This is a genomic window from Pseudochrobactrum sp. AO18b (genome assembly GCF_000409565.1).
Lineage (GTDB): Bacteria > Pseudomonadota > Alphaproteobacteria > Rhizobiales > Rhizobiaceae > Pseudochrobactrum > Pseudochrobactrum saccharolyticum.
Genome location: NZ_ANNO01000301.1, coordinates 1 through 480 on the forward strand (window position 1 = coordinate 1; position 480 = coordinate 480).

General features: G+C 62.1%; 1 pseudogene. It reads left to right on the top strand.

Annotated elements, in window-relative coordinates:
* A pseudogene (locus tag A918_RS22065) lies at positions 1-480 on the top strand (translation initiation factor IF-2); the annotation flags it as partial.

The window sequence follows — 480 nt, forward strand, 5'->3', positions numbered from 1 at the left end:
CCCGTCCGGGTGGCCGCAATGAACAGCGCAACCGTTCCAATGACCGTCCGGGTATGGTGTTGAACACCCTGTCCTCTTCGGAAATGGATGCACGTCGCCGCGCCCTTCAGGATGCGGTAATCCGTGATGCGGAAGATCGCAAACGCGCAGAAGCAGAAGCTATCCGCCGCGCAGAAGAAGAAAAGCGCCGTGAAATCGAGCGTCTGGAATCTGAGCGCCGTCAGGCTGAAGAAGATGCACGCCGCAAGGCAGAAGCTGAAGCCAAGGCTAAAGCCGAAGCTGAAGCACGCAAGCGCGAACCGGCTGCACCTGTGCGTCCTGCTGCTGCACGTCCAAGCGGCGATCGTCCTTCGGGTGATCGCTCTGGCGGCCAGAACCGTGGCCCTGCCGGTCAGAACCGTCCAAATCAGGGCGGCTACAACCGCACCGGCGGCGCACCTGCCCCGCGCGATATTAATGCTGAAGCACCGCTGGCCGACA